The following is a 16,279-nucleotide window of genomic DNA, read 5'->3' as shown; positions in this document are numbered from 1 at the left end:
TACGTGCGTTCCGTGAAGGGCAGGAACGGGCCCTGGTTCCGTGGCGCCGCGGCCCGCCGCCAGGGCCGGATCAGCTCGGGCGGCGTGCACAAGGACGTCGGCTTCCAGCCGGCGTCGACGCCGCCTACCGCCGTAAGTACGGCTCGTACACGGGCATCGTCGACCACGTCCTCACCGAGCAGTCCCGCCAGTCCACGATCCGCCTCGCACCCCGCTGACCGCACGGGGCCACTCAAGGAAGGTTCACGATGGACGAGGTGCTGTTCGGCGACGTATGGAAGCGCGAGGGCCTCTCCCCGCGCGACCGCAGCCCGATCACCGTCTCCGTGCCGGCGGCGACCTACCGCCCCGAGCAGCTGAACAGCCATCTGCGTCCGGCACTGCAGAACGGGCTGAGCCAGGACGAACTCGTCGAGGCCCTCACGCACTTGGCGTTCCACAGGGCGGGCGGGATGGCCGGGTCGTGGGCGAGGCGGCCACAGCCCGCGGTCTGCTCGTCGATCGAGTGGAAGCTGCCGGGGTCGTCGTAGTCGACGGTGGCCGGCCGGTGGCTGCCTCAGCGGCCGAGCAGCCGCATGGCGAAGCCAGGTGCAGTCTTCTGCCTCTGCTCACCAGCTGGGAGACCGTGCCGTGCCAGGGAGTGCTGTTCCGGGGTGTGACAGGGCCCCACGCCACTGTCGGCGCCGGTTGTCCGCCGCCACGGCCCCGGTCCTGTCGGGGGCCCGGCCCCGACGGAACGTTACGGATACGTTCCGAACTCTTGACGGCCACCGTATGACTGCGTAGACATGACAGCGCAGTCAGACAAACGGCGTCTGACAGAATCGGGCTCGATCGTGCGGCCATCGGGAGACTTCATGACGCGAGGTACAGGACGGGACGGAAGCCCCGGCGCGCCGCGCAGCGTGGACGTGGCCCGTGTGGCCGGGGTCTCGCAGAAGACGGTGTCGAGGGTCTTCAACGACGAGCCGTACGTCTCCGTCGACGTACGCCGGCGCGTCCTCGACGCCGCCGAGCAGCTCGGCTACCGGCGCAACAACGCCGCCCGGGCGCTGGCTTCCGGGCGGACCCGCTCGATCGGCGTGGTGACACTCGGCACGGCCCTGTACGGCCCCGCCTCGCTGCTCATGGGTGTGGAGCGGGTCGTCCGGGACACGGGCTACGCGCTCCGCGTGGTCAACACGATGGAAGGCGACCCGGCGGGCCTCGCCGGCGCCGTCGACTCGCTCCTCGACCAGGGCGTGGACGGCATCGTCATCTCCGAGCCGATCGATGAGGACGGCGGCGCAGGAGAGCTCTCCGTCCCCGTCGACGTGCCGGTTCTGGTCCTCGGCGCGCCGCAGCCCTTCGCGGCCTCCACGGTGTTGTTCGGGGGACGCGGCGCCGACCGGATGGCGCGGGCGGCCGTCGAGCATCTGCTGGACCTGGGGCATCCGACGGTCCATCACCTCGCCGGTCCCCAGCGGTGGTACGCCGCGAAGGACCGTCTCGAGGGATGGCGGGCGGCACTGGCCGCGCACGACAGGACCGAGCCGCCGGTCATCCAGGGCGACTGGTCGGCCGCCTCCGGCTACGCGGCGGGCCGGGAACTGGCCGCCGACCCCGAGGTGACGGCGGTGTTCGCCGCCAACGACGACATGGCCATCGGCCTGATCCGGGCCCTGACGGAAGCCGGCCGGAGTGTGCCGGAGGACGTCAGCGTCGTCGGCTTCGACGACATCCCGGTCGCCGCCTATGTGACGCCTCCCCTGACCACGGTGCGACAGCCGTTCGACACGGTGGCGCAGGAGGGGCTCAAGCGACTCGTACACGCCATCGAGAACCCACAGGCAGAGGCTCTGCCGGCGAGCGCCCCACCGGTCGACCTCATCGTCCGTGCTTCGACCCAGCCCCCGCCGCCCCGGACGCCACCGGGACGCCGCCGACATAGCGCCTCCCGATCCCGTGGAGAGGCGTCCGGTCTCCCGCTCCCGGAGAAGGGCCCGTCCACCCACCACTGAACGGCGCCGATCAGTTCGGGCTTCGGAGCCCGGACCCGGCGCGTGAGCCCAGGGGCCGGCCGCCGTACTGGCCGTGGTTCAGCCCCTGCCCAGCCCGACCGCGTCCCCGCCACCGCGGACGACCCCGCCACCCGGGCGGCGCGGGCATTCCCTTCACCCAGTGGCTCTCGAGCCGCATGGCCGCAGCGCACTGCGGCCCGTCCCGCACACACCTGCGTGCCGTACACCGGTCGCAGTCCGCGCAGCCGCGCTTCCCGAACCCGTCGGCTTCGACGCCCAGATCGTCGCGCCCACGCCTGTTTTCTCCTTCGTCATCCCTTCCCGCACGCCCTCCCTCGGCGTGCTGTCCCCTTCGCCATCGGCGGGAGTTCACCATGCCCATATCCGGGTCCTTCGCCAGTTCCTCCTCCATGAACCGTCGCCTGTTCCTCACCGCGACGGGCGCTCTGTCGCTCGGCGCCGCCCTCACGGCTTGCGGCGGCGGTGACTCCGGCGGTTCCTCCGCGGCCGCGAAGCCGGTCAGCCAGGCCGACATCGACAAGGCGATGAAGACGCCGACCGAGCTGACGTTCTGGACCTGGGTCCCGAACATCGCCAAGGAGATCGCGCTCTTCGAGAAGAAGTACCCGGCCGTCAAGGTCAAGATCGTCAACGCCGGCCAGGGCACCCCGCAGTACACCAAGTTGCGTACGGCGCTCAAGGCGGGCAGTGGCGCTCCGGACATGGTGCAGATCGAGTACCAGGCCATCCCGACCTTCACGATCACCAACAGCCTGCTGGACCTTCGCCCTTACGGTGCCTCCGCGCTCAAGGAGCAGTTCGTCGACTGGACTTGGGGCCAGGTCAGCGGCAGCGACGGCGAGGTGTGGGCGATCCCCCAGGACACCGGCCCGATGGGCATGCTGTACCGGCAGGACATCTTCGACGAGCACGGCATCGAAGTCCCGGGGACCTGGGACGAGTTCGCCGCGGCGGCACGGAAGCTCCACAAGGCCGACCCCGACGTCTACCTCACCAACCTCGCGGCGAACCAGCCCGCCGCCTGGCACGGCCTGCAGTGGCAGGCGGGCGCCAAGCCCTATGTGACCGACGGCAAGAGCGACCTCACCATCAGCGTCGACGACGCCGTCTCCAGGAAGCTCGGCGAGTACTGGGGCGGGCTCGCGAAGGAGGGGGTCATCGGCGTCGAGCCGGACTTCACCGACGCCTGGTACGCCGCGCTCAACAAGGGCAAGTACGCCACCTGGCTCACCGCCGCCTGGGGGCCCGTCTTCCTCTCCGGCTCCGCCAAGGCCACCGCGGGCAAGTGGCGGGCGGCCCCGCTGCCTCAGTGGGACGCCGCCAAGCCGAGCTCGGGCAACTGGGGCGGCTCGACCACCGCCGTCATCCGCTCGACCAAGAACCCCATCGCGGCAGCCGAGTTCGCGAAGTTCCTGAACACCGACCCGGCCAGCGCGCGGATGTTCGCCACCGAGCAGTTCTTCTTCCCGGCGACCAAGGCCCTGCTCACGGACGCCGAGTTCGTCGGCCAGGCGCCGTCGTTCTACGGCGGCCAGAAGGTCAACCAGCTGTTCGCCGACATCAGTTCCACGGTCAACTCCTCCTTCCAGTGGCCGCCGTTCCTCGACCAGGCGGCCACCGACTGGACGGAGACGGTCGGCAAGTCCCTCGCCGACAAGACCGACACCGTCCGCGCGCTCGGCACGTGGCAGTCGCGACTGACGACGTACGCCAAGGGCCAGGGCTTCACCGTCAAGGGGAGCTGAGATGGGTGCCACCACCGCGGCCCCGGCCAAGGGGAAGCGCCGTGCGGCAGGGCCGCTGTTCGTCGCACCGTTCATGGTGCTCTTCCTCCTGCTCTTCCTGGCCCCGCTCGGCTACGCCGCCTACCTCAGCCTGTTCCAGGAACGCCTCATCGGCGGCACGGCGTTCGTCGGGCTGGACAACTACGTCAAGGCCGTCCAGGATCCGCTGCTCATCCACGGCGTCGGACGCGTCGCGCTGTTCTTCGTGATCCAGGTCCCGGTGATGCTGCTGCTGGCGCTGCTGTTCGCCCTCGCGCTGGACAGCGGTCTGCTGCGGCTCGCTCGGGTGATCCGGCTGGGCATCTTCGTGCCGTACGCCGTGCCGAGCGTGGTCGCCGCGCTCATGTGGGGCTACCTCTACGGCCCGGACTTCGGCCCGTTCGCCCAGCTGAGCCGGAACCTGGACCTGCCGGTCCCCGGCTTCCTCAGCGAGGGCTGGATGCTCGGCAGTCTGGCGAACATCGTGACCTGGGAGTTCGTCGGCTACAACATGATCATCCTGTACGCCGCCCTGCGCACCATCCCGCACGAGCTGTACGAGGCGGCCGCCATGGACGGCGCCGGCGCCTGGCGGATCGCCTGGTCCGTCAAACTCCCCGCGCTCAAGCCGGCGTTGCTGCTCACCCTGCTGTTCTCCGTCATCGGCAGCTTCCAGCTCTTCAACGAACCGAACCTGCTGATGAAGGTCGCACCGGACGTCATCAGCAGCTCCTACACCGCCAACCTCTACGCCTACTCCCTCGCCTTCACCGGCCAGCAGGTCAACTACGCGGCCACGGTGTCCTTCCTCCTCGGCCTCGTCATCGTGATCGCCTCCTACGCCGTCCTGCTCACCGCGAACCGCAGGAGGACCCCGTGACGACCACGACCCCCACGGTCACCGCCGTCGCGGTGACGGACACGGTTCCTGTCGCACCTCGGCGACGCCGCCGTTCCCGTTCACGCCGCAGCACCCCGCTGACGATCGCCATGCTGGCCGCCCTGGCCTACTTCCTCCTCCCCCTGTTCTGGCTGCTGATCGCCTCCACCAAGAGCACCCAGGACCTGTTCAACAGCTTCGGCCTGTGGTTCTCCGACGCTCCGCAACTGCTGGCGAACATCAAGGCGACCTTCACCCAGGACGACGGAGTCTTCGTGCACTGGCTGCTCAACACGGTGATGTACGCCGTGGTGAGCTCCGTCGGTGCCGCCCTGCTCGCGGCCGCGGCCGGGTACGGCTTCGCCAAGTTCCGTTTCCGCGGCGACCGGTTCGGCTTCAACCTGGTCCTCGGCGCAGTCATGGTCCCGACCACCGCCCTGGCGATCCCGACCTATCTGCTCTTCGCCGAGGCGGGCCTGGTCAACACGCCCTGGGCGATCATCCTGCCCTCCCTGGTCAACCCGTTCGGCCTGTACCTGATGCGCGTCTACGCCCAGGACGCCGTGCCCGACAGCATCCTGGAGGCCGCCCGCATCGACGGCGCCGGGGAAGCCCGGATCTTCTTCACGATCGCTCTGCGCCTGCTCGCGCCGGGCCTGGTGACCGTCCTGCTGTTCACGCTGGTGGCGACCTGGAACAACTACTTCCTGCCGCTGATCATGCTCAACGACCCGGACCTCTACCCGATCACGGTCGGCCTGTCCTCCTGGGCCGCGCAAGCCCAGAACGGCGGGGCCGGCGCCAGCAGCGACATGCTCGCGCTCGTCGTGACCGGCTCCCTGATCTCGATCCTGCCCCTCGTCGTGGCCTTCCTGCTGCTCCAGCGGTACTGGCAGAGCGGTCTGGCCGCCGGCGGCGTCAAGCAGTAGCCCAACTCCCCCACTTTCCTCCGGAGGTTTCCTTCATGGCGGCTCTGCCTGCCCGCGTCCTCTTCGGCGCCGCGTACTACCACGAGTACACGCCTTCCTACGACCCCGAACTGCGGCCCGACGAGCGCCTCAAGACCGACCTGGACCTGATGTCCGACGCGCATGTCACCGTCATCCGGGTCGGTGAGTCGGTGTGGTCGACCTGGGAGCCTACGAGCGGCCGCTTCGACCTCGACTGGCTCCAGCCGGTCCTCGACGGCGCCCACGAGCGCGGCATCTCCGTCGTCCTCGGCACCCCCACGTACGCCGTCCCGCCGTGGCTCGCCCGTCAGTACCCCGAGATCACCGGCGAGCGGCGCACCGGCGAGCGCATCGGCTGGGGCGCCCGCCAGGAAGTCGACTTCACCCACCCCGCGTTCCGCTTCCACGCCGAGCGGATCATCCGCAAGATCGTCGCCCGGTACGTCGGCCACCCGGCGGTCATCGGCTTCCAGGTCGACAACGAACCCGGCCTGGAGCTCTTCCACAACCACGGCGTCTTCCAGCGCTTCACCGACCATCTGCGCGACAAGTACGGCGACGTCGAGACCCTCAACCGCGAGTGGGGGCTGGTCTATTGGTCGCACCGGTTGTCGACCTGGGCCGACCTGTGGACCCCGGACGGCAACGCCCAGCCGCAGTACGACGTCGCCTGGCGGGAGTTCCAGGCCCGGCAGGTCACCGAGTTCATCGGCTGGCAGGCCGACATCGTCCGCGAGTACGCCCGGCCCGAGCAGTTCGTCACCACCTGCATCTCCTACAAGCGCCCCGGAGTCGAGGACGACGAGCTGACCGACCGGCTCGACATCGCCACCGGCAACGCGTACTACGGCATGCAGGACGATCTGCTGCTGCCCGACCCCACGCCCGACGGTCACGAGCAGATCTGGCAGACCACCGGCGTCTGGGCGCTGTACCAGACCGCGGACTGGATGTTCTCCTCCCGCCAGGAGCCCTTCCTGGTCACCGAGACCAACGCCGGCTCCATCGGCATGCCGTGGGACAACCGCCCCGCCTACGACGGCCAGTGGCGCCAGGCCGCCTGGGCGCTGGTCGGGCGCGGGGCCCGCATGATCGAGTACTGGCACTGGCACACGCTGCACTTCGGGGCGGAGACCTACTGGGGCGGCATCCTGCCCCACACCGGACAGCCCGGCCGCACCTACGCCGAACTGGCCCGGCTGGGCGCGGAGTTCGACGCCGCGGGCCCGCTGGTGGCCGGGCTCGAACCGGACGCCGACATCACGATGGTGTACTCGACGCCGAGCAAATGGCTGATGCAGAAGTACCCGCCTCTCGCCAAGCCGGAGGGAGAACCCGACCCGACCGCCTACCACCGCATCTTCGACCCCTTCTACCGCGGCGCCTTCGACTCCGGCCGCCAGGTCCGCATCGTCCACGCCCGCCAGCTGCACGACCCGCGCGGCGAGCGGGAAGGCCTGACGCCCGAGGAGGCCGTCCGCCGCCACCCCGTCCTCGTCGTCCCGGCGTTGTACGTCGCCGCCGACTCGACGCTCGACTGGCTCGCGGCCTACGCGGAAGCAGGCGGCCACCTGGTCCTCGGCCCGCGCACCGGCTACGCCGACCACGAGGCGCGGGCCCGGCACGAGCCGGCGCCCGGACGGCTGGTGGAGGCCGCGGGCGTCCAGTACGACGAGTTCAGCAACCTCGTACGAGAGGTCCCCGTGCGGTCGGCGTCCGGCGGACCGTTCGACCTGCCGGCGGGCGCGACGGCGACCCACTGGGCGGACGGCCTGACCGTCACCGACGCCGACGTCCTCGTCGAGTACGACCACCCGCACTTCGGCCGCTGGCCCGCGGTCACCACCCGCCGCCACGGCCAGGGCCGCGTGACCACCGTCGGCACCATCCCCGGCCGCGATCTTGCCCGGACCCTGGCCACCTGGTTGGCACCGGCCCCCCGCAACGCCTGGCAGGACCTCCCGGCCTCCGTGACCGCGACGACCGGCACCTCACCCGACGGACGCCGCGTCCACATCGTCCACAACTGGAGCTGGGAACCCGCGAGCGTCCCCGCCCCGGTGGACCTCACCGACGCAGTGACCGGCACCTCTCTCCCCGCGGGCACAGCACTAAACCTCGGCGCCTGGGACGTCCGCGTACTCGTCTCCTGATCCGCCCCCTTACCGGCACCACCGTGGCCATCCCCCGAGGAGGGGCAATGCACAGAAGAAGAGCAGGAAAAGCGCTGGGAACCTTCGTCGCGGCATCAGCGATGCTGGCGATACCCGCCTCCAGTGCACAGGCGTACAACCCGACGGGCGGAATCCTCTACCAGCTCGGCAGCGAACCGTGTCTGAAGGGGCGGGGCAACTGCGCGATCTACCCGAAGTCGGCGCAGCTGCCGAGCGGGCGTCTGGTCGCGTCGTTCGAGAAGTCCACGGTCGTGTCGGCGACGGGCAGCGCCGACAGACAGACTCTCCCCGTGTACAAGAGCGACGACCACGGCACGTCGTGGCAGCCGCTGTCGGAGGTCAAGGCTCCCGCGTACCTCTCCAGCGACTCCAAGTACGCGAAGTACACGAGCAATTGGACGAACCCGTACCTCTACACGCTTCCGCAGGACGTCGGGAACCTGAAGCAGGGCACACTGCTCCTCGCGAGCGTCGTGTCGGGCGACGACTACTACTACAAGGAGCACAAGGCGGCCGACCCGAACTGGACGCCGTCCAACGACGGGGACCGCAAGGACCTGGCGATCGCCCTGTACTCCAGCACCGACGAAGGCGCGACGTGGAAGGTCCTCAACATCGTCGCAACCGGCGGCTGGCAGGGCGGCAGCGCGGGCGCGACCGGGCAGAACATCGCCGCCGCGAACACGAACAAGCAGGTGGATCCCCTGTGGGAGCCGTACCTGATGGTCTACAAGGGCCAACTCGTCTGCTACTACTCCGACGAGAACGACTACACCGGCTTCAACGCGAGCACCGGCGTCCCGACGCTGGACCCCGCCAACGACACGGCCACGGACTCCCTGGGCCAGATCCTCGCCCACAAGACCTGGGACGGTCGTAGTGCGCAGTGGAGCGCACCCGTCGTCGACGTCGCCGGACTGACCCAGAACATGGGAGGCGGCAAGACGGAGATCGGCGGCGGCCGGCCGGGCATGACGAACGTCGTGCGCACGACCGACGGCAAGTGGATGCTCCCCTTCGAGTACTGGGGCGGCGGAGCCAACACCAGGTACGTGGTCGCCGACAACCCGTTGGAGTTCTACCGCGGTTCCGCCACCGGCACGGACGTCGCCTCCCTGCCGGTCGACACCGGTTCCCGTCCGCTCGCCAGGAACGGCAGTCCGGTGATCATCAGGCTGCCCGGCGGGCGCCTGGTCTACAACGCGGCCGGCAGCGGCAGCGTCTGGGTCAACGAGAGCGGACGCAGCGACGGCACGTGGAAGGAGTACCAGACGACGTCACCGGCCGGTTACAGCCGCAACCTGCAGTACGTCGAGGGCACCGGCCGCATCGCGATCCTCAACAACCAGGGCACCTCGACGCTCGCCTACGCCGAGGTCGACCTCGGCCGATCGGCCGGCGCCTACTACCAGTTGGTCAACCGCAGGACCGACCAGGTGATCGGTACCGGGAACAACACCAACGACGCGAACCTCGGCAACGGCGACGTTCCCGACGTCGTCCTGGAGGACCCCGGCGCGGCGGCGAACCCGGACACCCAGTACTGGCACGTGGTGACCGAACCGAACGGCGGCACAACCCTGCTGAACAAGTCGGGCGGCCGCGCGGCGGCCATCTGGACGGGCAACGCGACGGCCGGCCAACGGATCGGCCAATGGGTCGACAACAGCGCCACCGGCAGCTGGAACCTGATCAGGACCAGCGACGGGTTCTACAGACTGCAGTCGGTCAAGAACACGAGCCTGTACCTGACCGGTGCGTCCGACGGTGCGCCGCTGACCTTGCAGAACGCGGCCACGGACGGCTCGCAGGACTGGGAGCTCGTCCAGTAGGCGCTCCGGCCTTCGCGGTCGGCGACACCCCGTACGAGGGCTCTCGGGGGCGCGGCTCCTCGTACGGGGTGGTCTCATGCCGGTGCGGTCAGTTCAGCGTCGAGGTGTCGATGACGAACCGGTACCGCACATCGGAGGCCAGCACTCGCTCGTACGCCTCGTTGATCTTCTCGGCCGGGATGACCTCGATCTCGGAGCCGATGCCGTGCTCGGCGCAGAAGTCGAGCATCTCCTGGGTCTCGCGAATGCCGCCGATCAGCGAACCGGCGAACGACCGGCCCTGCAGGATCAGCGAGAACACCTGGAGCGACAGCGGCTCGGCGGGGGCGCCGACGTTGACCAGGGCGCCGTTCACGCCCAGCAGGCCGAGGTAGGCGTCCAGGTCGAGCTTCGCGCTGACCGTGTTGACGATCAGGTCGAAGGTGCCGGCCAGCTGCTCGAAGGTGGCCGGGTCGCTGGTGGCGAAGTAGTGGTCGGCGCCCAGGCGCAGGCCGTCGTCCATCTTCTTCAGCGACTGGGACAGGACGGTGACCTCGGCGCCCATCGCGTGCGCGAGCTTGACGGCCATGTGGCCGAGGCCGCCGAGACCGATGACGGCGACCCTCTTGCCGGGGCCCGCGCCCCAGCGGCGCAGCGGGGAGTACGTGGTGATGCCCGCGCACAGCAGCGGGGCCGCCTCGTCGAGGCCGAGGCCCTCGGGGATCCGTACGACGAAGTCCTCGGTCACGACGACATGGGTGGAGTAGCCGCCCTGGGTGAGGGTGCCGTCCTTGTCGACGGCGCCGTAGGTGAGGGTGTTGCCCTTGAGGCAGTACTGCTCCTCGCCCCGCAGACAGGACGCGCACTCGCGGCAGGAGTTCACCATGCAGCCGACACCGACCCGGTCGCCGACCGCGTGCCGGGTGACCTCGGCGCCGACCTCGGTGACCACGCCGGCGATCTCGTGGCCGGGGACCAGGGGGTAGGTCGACGGGCCCCACTCGCTGCGGGCGTTGCTGATGTCGGAGTGGCAGATGCCGGCGAACCTGATCTCGATGAGGACGTCGTGCGGGCCGACGTCACGGCGCTCGATGGTGGTGGGCGCGAGGGGTTCCTTGGCGGACGTGGCGGCGTAGGCATTCACGGTGAGCATGGCTTCTCCGGTCTGGTGGTTCTGGTGGAACTGCTGCTGGTCGTACGGGGGTTGGGTCAGCGGGGTTCGAGCCGCATCGTGGTGGAGCTCGCCTCGGGGCTGGTGATGGCCTTGATGATGTACGCGGCGTAGTGCCCGTACTTGGCCCGGTAGGCGGCGTCCACGGCGTCGTCGACCTCGTCGTCGGCGTCGATGATCGTGACGTCCTTGCCGACTCCGCCGGCCTGGATACGGCCTTCCTGGCGGGCGCGGGTGCCGCGGTACCAGTCGGAGCCGGGGCCGTTGACGGAGCGGACGTAGATGCCGTCGCCGACCCGGACCACCCAGATCGTCCGCCGGCTGCCCAACTCGCCGCTGCGCCGCAGGGAGGAGATCTCCAGTTCCTCCGCGTGTTCGATGCTGTCGAGCTCCTGGCTCGTCCAGGCCGATGTCGAGGTCATGAGGTCTTCTCCTTGAGGAATACGGAGGCCGCCGCGGTCAGGACCACGAGCAGCGCGGCGATCAGGAGGCTGGTGCGCAGCCCGTGCAGGAAGTGCGCGTGGTTCGAGACCAGGGCGCCGAAGACGGCCACGGACAGGGCGCCGCCGAGCTGGCGGGAGGCGTTCAGGACGCCGCTCGCGGTGCCGGCGCGCTGGGCGGGGACGCGGTCGAGAAGCAGCGAGGTCACCGCCGGTACGGCGAGGCCGCCGCCGGTTCCGACCGGGATCATCAGCACAACCAGCAGCCAGGCGGGCGCCGATGCCGACGGGACGCAGAGCGCCACCAGGCCGACGGCCATCAGGAGCTGGCCGGTGATGATCGGCATCCGCGCCCCGAACCTCGCGGCGAGCCGGGCGGCGGTCGGACTGCTGACCGCGGTCAGCAGTGTCATCGGCAGGAACGCCAGCCCGGTGGCCATCGGCGACAGGTCCTGTTCCTGCTGGAGGTACAGGCCGAGCAGGAAGATCATGCCGTAGAAGCCGACGTTGAGCGCGAACCCGATGGTCGCCGAGAGCGCCATCGTCCGGGCACGCAGGAGTTCCAGCGGCACCATCGGGTTGCGGCCCCGCGCCTGGGCCATAAGGAAGACCACCCCCGCCAGCACAGCCACCGCCAGGGCGAGCAGCACGCGCGGCGCGCCCATGCCGACGGCGCCGGCCTCGATCGCCGCGTAGGTCAGGCCGCCCATCGCCGCCACCGCGGCGATCTGCCCGGTCCAGTCGAACGGGGCGTCTCCCTGGCGGGGCGAGCGGGCGGTCCGGGCGAGCAGGAACAGCGCCAGCACGCCCACCGGCAGGTTGACGAAGAAGATCATCCGCCAGCTGAGCTCACTCAGCACACCGCCCAGCACCGGCCCGGCCGCGGCACCCACCGAGCCGCCCATCGCCCACACCGAGATCGCCCGGGCACGCCGTGCCGGGTCGGGGAACGCCTCGCGGATCAACGCCAGCGAGGCCGGCACGATCACCGCGGCTCCCGCGCCCTGCACCAGCCGCGCCACGACCAGCACGCCCAGATTCGGCGCGAAACCACAGGCCGCCGAGGGACGGTGAACACCACGAGCCCCGCCCCGAACGCCTGCCGCGCACCGATCCGGTCGGTCACGGAACCCGCGGACAGCAGCAGCGCGGCGAACATCAGCGTGTAGCCGTCCACGACCCACTGCAACCCCGTCATGCCGCCGCCGAAGCCGCGCCCGATCTCAGGCAGGGCGACATTGACGATCAGGGCGTCGAGCGTCATCACGAAGAAGCCGAGCAGTGCGGCCGCCAGCGCCCAACGGGCACCGTTCACGGTGCCGCGCTGCTCGGCGGCGGTATCGGCGGACGGCTTGGCCGACGCGACGGGACTGGACACAGGTGGATCTCCTGAATCACGAAACGAGTTCTCGACACGGAATGAGTTCTTCATCCGTCGTCCAGCCTGCGCGCCGGACACGTCGCGTGGCAGGCCGAGCTGTGCCGGGGAGCGCTGTTCGGGGGTGTGACAGGGCCCCCCACGCCCAGCACATGGGTCCGTCCCGGCCTGACACACTCGCCGCACGGCACGTGAGCAGCGCAACGGCAGCGACGGCACCGAACTGGGGCGATTCCTGCGCGCCCACCACATACGGGTGACACCCGAGGAGGTCGGCCTCGAGGTCGGCCCCGGCCTGCGGCGCATGCCGGGGCTGCGCCGTGAGGAGCCGGCCACCCTCGCCGGCGTGAGCATCGACTACTACACGCGCCTGGAACGCGGCAAGGAGGCCCGTCCCAGCCCGTCCGTCGTCGGCGCGCTCGCCCGTGTCCTCCTGGTGGAGGAACGCGAGCACGAGCACCTGCAGGAGCTCGCCGTGTGCGCCGCCCGCACCACCGCGCCCGAGCCCTCGACGGCGCCCACCTCGTCGGTGGGCCCCGGGATCAAGCTGCTGTTGGAGAGCCTGCGCCCCAACCCCGCGGTCGTGGTCGGTCGCGCCATGGACCTGCTCGCCTGGAACCCGGGCGGGCTGCAGCTGTTCGTGGGGATGGAGCAGTGGCCGGTCGAGAAGCGCAACGTCGCGCGCTGGGTGTTCCTCAATCCCGGCGCTCGCACCGTCTTCGACCACTGGGACGAGCAGATCCGTGCCTGCGTGGGGCGTCTGCGCGCCCTGGCCGGCACCGACCCGGATGCCCCGGACCTCGTCGGGCTCGTCGGGCTCGTCGACGAACTACTGGCCGGGAGCCCGGAGTTCGCACAGCTCTGGGAGCAATATGACGTACGGGCGCACACCCACGGCAGCAAGACCTTCCACGTCCCGGACGTCGGCATCGTCACCCTCGAGTACCAGTCCATGCAGTTGGAAGGCACCCCCGGCCACCGGCTGGTCGCCCACTACGCGACCCCCGGCACCCCCGACCACGACAAGATGGTCCTCCTCGACATGGCCGCCGCCGAGCCCGACCTGAAGCCCGCGGAGGAAGAGCGGACCTGACGGCGGCGACCGTCTCCGCCTCGGTCGGTCAGGGCTGAATTCGGTCAGGGCCGGATCAGGACCTTCAGAGCCGTCCGGTCGGCCATGGCGCGGTATCCGTCGGGTACGCCGCCGAAGCCGACGGTGTGATCGAAGGCCCGGCCGGGATCGACCGTGCCGTCAAGGATGCCGGGCAGCAGTTCCTCGATGTAGGCGCGGGCCGGGGCGGCGCCGCCGGTGACCGTGATGTTGCCCATCATCGATTCGAACCCGAGCGGGATCTCGGTGTACTGCGCGACACCGAGCCGGCTGATCACACCACCGTGGCGGACGATGTTCAGCGCCGTGTCCATCGCCTGCGTGGCGCCGACGGCCTCGATCACCGCGTGCGTACCGTCGCCACCGGTCAACTCCCGGACGCGCTCGATGCCTTCCGCACCGCGTTCGGCCACGACGTCGGTGGCGCCGAAGTCCCGTCCCAGGTCGGTACGGCCCGTGTGCCGGCCCATGAGGATGATCTGCTCCGCGCCGAGCCGCTTGGCGGCCAGCACCGCGCACAGTCCGACCGCCCCGTCGCCGATCACCGTCACCGACTTGCCGGGGGCCACCCTGGACGTCACCGCGCCGTGGTGGCCGGTGCAGTACACGTCGGACAGGGTCAGCAGGGACGGCAGCAGAGCCGAGTCCTCGGCCACCGGCAGCTTCACCAGCGTGCCCTGGGCCTGCGGGACCCGCACGGCCTCGCCCTGGCCGCCGTCCACACCGTTCGGACCCCACTGGCCGCCGTGCCGGCAGGAGGTGTGCAGTCCTTCGCTGCAGAAGTCGCAGGTGTTGTCCGCCCAGACGAAGGGGGCGACCACCAAGTCACCGGCCTTCAGCCCGGCCACCTCCGAGCCGACCTCCTCGACCACGCCGAGGAACTCGTGGCCCATGCGCCGGCCCTCCTCGGAGGCGGGCATCGCCCCGTACGGCCACAGGTCGCTGCCGCAGATACAGGAGCGCACGACGCGTACGACGGCGTCGGTGGGGTTCTGGATCTTCGGGTCGGGGACGTTCTCCACTCGCACGTCTCCGGCGCCGTACATCAGCGTTGCTCGCATGAGCCTTCTCCCAGCTGTGTTGATCGGAATGCGGATGAGTCCGTCGCTCAGCGGGTGCTGCTGCGCGGGGCGTCGTACTCCTCGTCCGAGACCTTCTCCAGCCACTCGGTCTCGGGGCTGCCGTCGCCGGTGCCCTCCCACATCGCGAGGTGCTCCATGAAGTGGTCCGCGGCGGCGCCGTGCCAGTGCTCCTCGCCCGGCGGGGTGTGGATCGTGTCGCCGGGGTGGGCCTCGATGACCGTGCCGTCGCGCGTGCCGATCAGGGCGGCGCCGGAGACGATGTGGAGGGTCTGGCCCCTCGCGTGCGAGTGCCAGTCGGTGCGCGCGCAGGGCGAGAAGCGCACCATGTTCGCGCGCATCCGCGACGGCTCCTGACCGGCGTAGATGACGTCGAACCACACGTCCCCGGTGAACCAGTCGACGGGCGCCTTGACGGTGGGCTGCTTCTTGAGGATTTCCAACGTGCCGCTCCTTGCTTCCTGCTTCGCTCTGCGTCGCCGTTGCGCGTCGGTACCCGGTTCTCGACGATGTCTTCCGGTGCCGTGATCGCGCTCGTCGCGTTGAACCATCCGGCGTAGAACGCTCCTGTCCGCGGTGTTTCCGCGTTGTCTGCGACGGAGAGCTTCGATGCCATCGACTCTCCTCTCCTCGCGCGCCACGTGGCAGGCCGGGCTGTGCCGGGGAGTGGTATTCCGGGGTGTGACAGGGCCCCCCACGCCTGTGCCGCGGAGGGTGCGGGGCCCGCAGACTGGACGACATGAACAGCGAGCAGCCAAACGGCGGGGGCACCGAGCTGGGGCGCTTCCTGCGCGCCCGCCGGGCCCGGGTGACCCCGGAGGAGGTCGGCCTGACGGCCGGTGCCGGCCCGCGCCGTACGCCCGGGCTGCGCCGCGAGGAACTGGCCACCCTGGCCGGGATCAGCATCGACTACTACGTCCGCCTGGAGCGCGGCGAGGAGACCCGGCCCAGCACGTCCGTGGTCGATTCCCTCGCCCGCGCCCTCCTGCTGGAGGACGACGGGCACGAGCACCTGCGCAGCCTGGCCGCCCGCGCCGCGCGCAATGCGCCCGACCGACCCGCAGCGCCCAGCCGCACCGTCCGGCCGGGCGTGAAGCTGCTGTTGGAGAACCTGCGCCCGAACCCCGCGCATGTGGTCAGCCGTACCAATGACCTGCTCGCGGCCAACCCCAGCGGGCTGAGACTGCTTTCCGGAATCGAAGAATGGCCGGCCAGGCAGCGCAACATCGCCCGCTACGTCTTCCTCCACCCCACCGCCCGCGGCCTCTTCCACGACTGGAACATCCAGGTCCGCGGCTGCGTCGCCCGGCTGCGCGCCCTGGCCGGCACCGATCCGGACGCCCCCGACCTGACCCGGCTCGCCGGTGAACTCCTCCTCAAGAGCCCGGAGTTCGCCCGCCTCTGGGAGCGCTACGACGTCAAGGGCCACGCCCACGGCCGCAAGACGTTCCACCACCCCGAGGTCGGCGACCTCACCCTCGGCTACCAGTCCATGGAACTG

At 70.2% G+C, this 16,279-nt stretch carries 14 protein-coding genes and 1 pseudogene; 10 read left to right on the top strand and 5 right to left on the bottom strand.

Going from position 1 to position 16,279, the window contains the following annotated elements; genetic code table 11:
* The first annotated feature begins 3 nt into the window (after nt 1–3).
* From IG08_RS62220 to IG08_RS0152020, 8 genes are all read left to right on the top strand, one after another.
* Entirely contained in the window at nt 4–360 is a 357-nt protein-coding gene (locus IG08_RS62220) for a DUF2255 family protein (protein WP_338060206.1), read from the top strand.
* Nucleotides 249–530 carry a carboxymuconolactone decarboxylase family protein gene (locus IG08_RS62215; protein ID WP_078656132.1) on the top strand — a complete coding sequence of 94 codons (282 nt, stop codon included), beginning with the start codon at nt 249–251 and terminating at the stop codon, nt 528–530. The genes IG08_RS62220 and IG08_RS62215 overlap by 112 nt, the downstream gene beginning before the upstream one ends.
* Before the next feature lie 327 nt (nt 531–857).
* Nucleotides 858–2,000 (top strand): LacI family DNA-binding transcriptional regulator, encoded by a 1,143-nt coding sequence (locus IG08_RS0152045; protein ID WP_390898669.1) that lies wholly within the window; start codon nt 858–860, stop codon nt 1,998–2,000.
* A 374-nt stretch (nt 2,001–2,374) separates the two neighbouring features.
* Entirely contained in the window at nt 2,375–3,766 is a 1,392-nt protein-coding gene (locus tag IG08_RS0152040; RefSeq protein ID WP_030621631.1) for an ABC transporter substrate-binding protein, read from the top strand.
* 1 nt (nt 3,767) lies between these two features.
* The gene (locus IG08_RS0152035; RefSeq protein WP_030621630.1) at nt 3,768–4,664 is read left to right on the top strand and encodes a carbohydrate ABC transporter permease; all 897 of its coding nucleotides are present in this window, start codon (nt 3,768–3,770) and stop codon (nt 4,662–4,664) included.
* Nucleotides 4,661–5,593: a carbohydrate ABC transporter permease gene (locus tag IG08_RS0152030; RefSeq protein ID WP_030621628.1), complete on the top strand. Its 933-nt coding sequence runs from the start codon at nt 4,661–4,663 to the stop codon at nt 5,591–5,593. The genes IG08_RS0152035 and IG08_RS0152030 overlap by 4 nt, the downstream gene beginning before the upstream one ends.
* 35 nt (nt 5,594–5,628) lie before the next feature.
* Complete coding sequence (locus IG08_RS0152025) at nt 5,629–7,767, top strand: beta-galactosidase (protein ID WP_030621626.1); 2,139 nt, start codon at nt 5,629–5,631, stop codon at nt 7,765–7,767.
* A 47-nt stretch (nt 7,768–7,814) separates the two neighbouring features.
* On the top strand, nt 7,815–9,620 hold the full coding sequence (locus IG08_RS0152020; RefSeq protein ID WP_030621624.1) for an RICIN domain-containing protein: 1,806 nt from the start codon (nt 7,815–7,817) through the stop codon (nt 9,618–9,620).
* An 88-nt stretch (nt 9,621–9,708) separates the two neighbouring features.
* Here the strand turns inward: IG08_RS0152020 and IG08_RS0152015 are convergent, their stop codons facing one another.
* From IG08_RS0152015 to IG08_RS55390, 3 genes and pseudogenes are all read right to left on the bottom strand, one after another.
* Nucleotides 9,709–10,752, bottom strand: a complete 1,044-nt coding sequence (locus IG08_RS0152015) for an NAD(P)-dependent alcohol dehydrogenase (protein ID WP_030621621.1) — start codon at nt 10,750–10,752, stop codon at nt 9,709–9,711.
* Nucleotides 10,753–10,808: 56 nt separating this feature from the next.
* Nucleotides 10,809–11,192, bottom strand: a complete 384-nt coding sequence (locus IG08_RS0152010; RefSeq protein WP_030621619.1) for a DUF2255 family protein — start codon at nt 11,190–11,192, stop codon at nt 10,809–10,811.
* Nucleotides 11,189–12,588: pseudogene (locus tag IG08_RS55390) on the bottom strand (MFS transporter). The gene IG08_RS0152010 and the pseudogene IG08_RS55390 overlap by 4 nt, the downstream one beginning before the upstream one ends.
* A 223-nt stretch (nt 12,589–12,811) precedes the next feature.
* Here IG08_RS55390 and IG08_RS0152000 point away from each other — a divergent pair.
* Entirely contained in the window at nt 12,812–13,681 is an 870-nt protein-coding gene (locus IG08_RS0152000; RefSeq protein ID WP_052425326.1) for a helix-turn-helix transcriptional regulator, read from the top strand.
* A 44-nt stretch (nt 13,682–13,725) separates the two neighbouring features.
* Here IG08_RS0152000 and IG08_RS0151995 read toward each other — a convergent pair whose 3' ends face one another.
* Together IG08_RS0151995 and IG08_RS0151990 are read right to left on the bottom strand one after the other, a co-directional pair.
* A complete protein-coding gene (locus IG08_RS0151995) occupies nt 13,726–14,760 on the bottom strand; it encodes a zinc-binding dehydrogenase (protein WP_030621612.1) in 1,035 nt (344 codons plus the stop codon).
* A 47-nt stretch (nt 14,761–14,807) separates the two neighbouring features.
* Nucleotides 14,808–15,221 carry a (R)-mandelonitrile lyase gene (locus tag IG08_RS0151990; protein ID WP_030621609.1) on the bottom strand — a complete coding sequence of 138 codons (414 nt, stop codon included), beginning with the start codon at nt 15,219–15,221 and terminating at the stop codon, nt 14,808–14,810.
* 296 nt (nt 15,222–15,517) lie between these two features.
* On the opposite strand from IG08_RS0151990, the gene IG08_RS0151985 reads away from it, so the two are divergent.
* The coding region (locus IG08_RS0151985) for a helix-turn-helix transcriptional regulator (protein ID WP_030621608.1) at nt 15,518–16,279 on the top strand (762 nt) is incomplete at its 3' end.

This window comes from Streptomyces fulvoviolaceus (genome assembly GCF_000718165.1).
GTDB classification, from domain to species: Bacteria; Actinomycetota; Actinomycetes; order Streptomycetales; family Streptomycetaceae; genus Streptomyces; species Streptomyces fulvoviolaceus.
The sequence above is the reverse complement of the archived record's forward strand: the minus strand, read 5'-3'. Positions and strand labels throughout refer to the sequence as shown.

Excerpts from the sequence above, each read along its gene's own strand:
- IG08_RS62215 (WP_078656132.1), top strand. The coding sequence starts at position 249 with ATGGACGAGGTGCTGTTCGGCGACGTATGGAAGCGCGAGGGCCTCTCC.
- IG08_RS0152045 (WP_390898669.1), top strand. The coding sequence starts at position 858 with ATGACGCGAGGTACAGGACGGGACGGAAGCCCCGGCGCGCCGCGCAGC.
- IG08_RS0152040 (WP_030621631.1), top strand. The coding sequence starts at position 2,375 with ATGCCCATATCCGGGTCCTTCGCCAGTTCCTCCTCCATGAACCGTCGC.
- IG08_RS0152035 (WP_030621630.1), top strand. The coding sequence starts at position 3,768 with ATGGGTGCCACCACCGCGGCCCCGGCCAAGGGGAAGCGCCGTGCGGCA.
- IG08_RS0152025 (WP_030621626.1), top strand. The coding sequence starts at position 5,629 with ATGGCGGCTCTGCCTGCCCGCGTCCTCTTCGGCGCCGCGTACTACCAC.
- IG08_RS0152020 (WP_030621624.1), top strand. The coding sequence starts at position 7,815 with ATGCACAGAAGAAGAGCAGGAAAAGCGCTGGGAACCTTCGTCGCGGCA.
- IG08_RS0152015 (WP_030621621.1), bottom strand. The coding sequence starts at position 10,752 with ATGCTCACCGTGAATGCCTACGCCGCCACGTCCGCCAAGGAACCCCTC.
- IG08_RS0152010 (WP_030621619.1), bottom strand. The coding sequence starts at position 11,192 with ATGACCTCGACATCGGCCTGGACGAGCCAGGAGCTCGACAGCATCGAA.
- IG08_RS0151995 (WP_030621612.1), bottom strand. The coding sequence starts at position 14,760 with ATGCGAGCAACGCTGATGTACGGCGCCGGAGACGTGCGAGTGGAGAAC.